Annotated in this window: 3 protein-coding genes and 1 pseudogene; 2 read left to right on the forward strand and 2 right to left on the reverse strand. The window is 40.5% G+C overall.

Features of this window, described 5'->3' with window-relative positions; all coding sequences use genetic code 11:
* A pseudogene (locus L655_RS1000000127665) lies at positions 1-249 on the forward strand (hypothetical protein); the annotation flags it as partial.
* A gap of 11 nt (positions 250-260) precedes the next feature.
* On the opposite strand, the gene L655_RS0102560 reads toward L655_RS1000000127665, so the two are convergent.
* Positions 261-1,817, reverse strand: coding sequence for a SulP family inorganic anion transporter (locus L655_RS0102560; RefSeq protein WP_024604005.1), 1,557 nt, complete (start codon positions 1,815-1,817; stop codon positions 261-263).
* A 129-nt stretch (positions 1,818-1,946) separates the two neighbouring features.
* On the reverse strand, positions 1,947-2,405 hold the full coding sequence (locus tag L655_RS0102565; protein ID WP_002960703.1) for an Lrp/AsnC family transcriptional regulator: 459 nt from the start codon (positions 2,403-2,405) through the stop codon (positions 1,947-1,949).
* A gap of 171 nt (positions 2,406-2,576) precedes the next feature.
* Here L655_RS0102565 and L655_RS0102570 point away from each other — a divergent pair, with 171 nt between their 5' ends.
* Positions 2,577-3,545: an IS30 family transposase gene (locus tag L655_RS0102570; protein WP_024604006.1), complete on the forward strand. Its 969-nt coding sequence runs from the start codon at positions 2,577-2,579 to the stop codon at positions 3,543-3,545.
* The last annotated feature ends 16 nt before the right edge of the window (positions 3,546-3,561 follow it).

The following is a 3,561-nucleotide window of genomic DNA, read 5'->3' on the forward strand; positions in this document are numbered from 1 at the left end:
CTAAGTATAGGGCGTTGCGCTATTTTGCACGCTGACCCACCAATACTGCCGAAACAGGTTACGGTTAGTTGTGTACCTCTAACTTCTTATGGCTTCCTTCAGACCCCACCGTTGGCCAGTGATGCCCTTGCCATTCAGATTATCTTCCCCTTAGTCAGGGTGATAAGGCATCTTTCAGCCTATCGGGTTTGCCAGCTTCGCTGGGCAAACAAAAAAGCGAAAGGTTATCCGCTTTTTAAATATCAATAGCCTTGTGTAAATTAAGCTAGTTTATCTGATGCTACTTTGTACGTTGGATCTTCAATCACATTCACTTCAACTAAATCACGTGCTTTATGAAGCAACTGCGTACAGTCTTTACTTAAGTGACGTAAATGAAGTTGTTTACCTGCTTTTGTGTATTTGTCAGCAAGTGTATCAATTGCTTCTATTGCACTGTGATCAGATACGCGGCTGTGTTTAAATTCAACAATCACATTTTTAGGATCATTTTTCACATCGAATAACTCAGAAAAGTTTTTAACTGAACCAAAGAAAAGCGGGCCATGTAACTCATATACTTTAGCGCCTTCTTCATCAATATAGTTAGTTGTATATATCTGCTTCGCATGTTGCCAAGCAAATACTAGAGCCGATACAATAACACCCACACATACAGCAATCGCTAAATCAGTAATAACCGTCACGCCCGATACAAGAACAATTACAAATGCATCAGATAATGGTACGCGCTTCATCATTTTAAAGCTTGCCCATTCAAACGTACCAAGTACTACCATAAACATAACACCAACAAGTGCAGCTAATGGGATCATTTCAATTAAGCTAGAGGCAAAAATAATAAAACCAAGTAGCATAAGTGCAGCGCTTATACCTGATAAACGAGAGCGGCCACCTGAGTTAATATTGATCATTGATTGACCAATCATTGCACAACCCCCCATTGCACCAAACATACCGCAGGTAATATTTGCAGCGCCTTGACCAATACATTCTTTGTTACTATGACCACGAGTTTCTGTAATCTCATCAATTAAGCTAAGCGTTAATAATGATTCAATTAAACCAATAGCCGCTAAAATAAGTGCATAAGGAAAAATAATTTGTAGCGTTTCGAAAGTAAACGGTACCATAGGAATATGAAATTCAGGTAAGCCGCCAGCGATTGTTGCAGCTTCGTCGCCTGTCATTCCTTTTAAGAAATCTAATACTGTATGCGCTTCTAAATCAAACCCAATCACTAATCCGGTCACAGTTACAATAGCAACTAAAGATGAAGGCACTGCTGTAGTCAATTTTGGCAAAAAGTGGATTATTGCCATGGTTAATGCAACTAAGCCAAGCATGATAAATAATGGATTACCTGTCATCCATTCTTGTCCGCCCATACCGTCTGGCACTTTAAACTGCCCTAGCTGAGCTAAAAATATAACAATTGCTAACCCGTTTACAAAACCAAGCATTACCGGATGAGGAACCATACGGATAAACTTACCGAGCTTAAATACACCCGCGAGAATTTGCAGTATTCCCATCAGCAACACAGTTGCAAATAGATACTCAACACCATGATCAAGCACTAAACTTACCATGACAACAGCTAGTGCACCGGTTGCACCTGAAATCATACCAGGGCGACCACCAAAAATAGCCGTAATTAAACCAACGATAAACGCGGCATATAGACCAACCAAAGGTTCTACATTTGCAACAAATGCAAACGCAACTGCTTCTGGGACTAAGGCTAACGCCACAGTTAATCCAGATAGAATATCGTTTTTAGCAGAGCTAGGCGCCCTACTGAGTAAGTTAAACATTGAGGTCCTCAAATGGTGTAATGGGTATCAAAAAAAGCGCTAAATTCTACCAAATTAGCGCTCAGTTAACAATTGTCATTATGTGGTTAAGCTAAACTAAAAATGGTTTAGCTTTTAAAAGAAGTGCTTTTACAAAGGAAGGGAAGTACTGCGTTTTACACATGTCATTGTTACATTAGAATGTACTTCTTGAACGTATTCTAAGCTTAGTAAATTATCGCGCACAAAATGCTCATACCCTTCTATGCCTTGTGAAATTATGCGTAGCATAAAGTCCATGGTACCAGCCATAGTGTAACACTCTGTTACCTCGTCGTAGCTCATGATCAGCTTTTCAAACTCAGCAAGATTCTTTTTACCGTGATTTGATAAACGCACATGTGCATATACAAGCATATCAAAGCCAAGTTTTTTCTCATCTAAAAGAGCCACTTTGCTTTTTATATAACCATCTTGCTCTAGCTTAGCGATTCGACGCCAGCATGGAGATTGAGACAAGCCTACTTTATCTGCAATTTCTGCGGTTGATAAACTAGCATCTTGTTGTAAAAGTGCCAATATTTGGCGATCTACGTGATTTAGAGACATTTTATTTCTTATTTATCAAATAAACTGGTTAAATTATACAACCATTTTAAAACTCAGTCTGCTTATTTTTAATGCCTGGATTCAAATTGTAAGTGCATAACTTGTTTTGGGTAGATTAAGTGGTCAGTTGCTCATAAGCTAACTGCTTTTTCTCCGGCAAGAGATTTTACAATGAGACATTACAAACAACTGACCTATGCGCAAAGATGCCAGATCGCCGTTCTAAAGAAAAGTGGTTTTACGCAACAAAGTATTGCTGAGCTAACTAATTTATCGCAATCTACGATTTCAAGAGAGCTTTCTAGAAATACAGGTAAGCGAGGTTACAGACACAAACAAGCTCATGAGCGGGCTTTGTTTCGCCGAAGAAGTGTAAGAAAACCGCTTAAGATGACACCTGAAATGATGGCTTTAATTACCCAGAAGCTTAATGAGAAGTGGAGCCCTGAACAAATAACGGGATGGTTGCGTAAAGAAAGTGAACGGTCTGTCAGCCATGAACGCATTTATCTGTATATCTGGGAAGATAAAAAAGCAGGTGGTGAGTTATACCTACATCTGCGCCGACACGGTAAGAAATATCACAAGCGCAGTCATGGTAAAACAAACCGAGGGCAAATAAAAAATCGCGTTAGCATTGAAGAACGCCCACAAATAGTTGATGAGAAAGGTCGTATCGGAGATTGGGAAATAGATACCGTCATAGGTAAAGGTCATCGAGGCGCCCTTGTTACCATTGTAGAGCGGGTCACCCAATTCACTGTATCAACGCAGGTGGCAGGCAAAACAGCACAAGCCGTCACTGCGGCGACGATAGAACTATTAAGGCCATATAGGTCAGCGCTTCATAGCATCACGGCTGACAATGGAAAAGAGTTCGCTTATCACGAGCAAATCACAGAGGCTTTAAGTGTTCCTGTTTATTTTGCTCACCCTTATCACTCATGGGAGCGCGGATTGAATGAAAACACGAATGGATTACTACGCCAGTATTGGCCGAAGAGCACAGATTTTAAGGCGGTAACACCAGCGCAGGTTATACCAGTACTTGAGCAACTTAATAATCGTCCGAGGAAGACACTTGGATTTGAAACGCCTGCAAAATTGATGCAGGATCACTTGGCGGCTAAAGCCGCCTAAACGTTATGCACTTCAG

The sequence above is a fragment of the Pseudoalteromonas sp. TAE79 genome, from assembly GCF_000498015.1.
Taxonomy (GTDB): Bacteria; Pseudomonadota; Gammaproteobacteria; order Enterobacterales; family Alteromonadaceae; genus Pseudoalteromonas.

Excerpts from the sequence above, each read along its gene's own strand:
- L655_RS0102565 (WP_002960703.1), bottom strand. The coding sequence starts at position 2,405 with ATGTCTCTAAATCACGTAGATCGCCAAATATTGGCACTTTTACAACAA.
- L655_RS0102560 (WP_024604005.1), bottom strand. The coding sequence starts at position 1,817 with ATGTTTAACTTACTCAGTAGGGCGCCTAGCTCTGCTAAAAACGATATT.
- L655_RS0102570 (WP_024604006.1), top strand. The coding sequence starts at position 2,577 with ATGAGACATTACAAACAACTGACCTATGCGCAAAGATGCCAGATCGCC.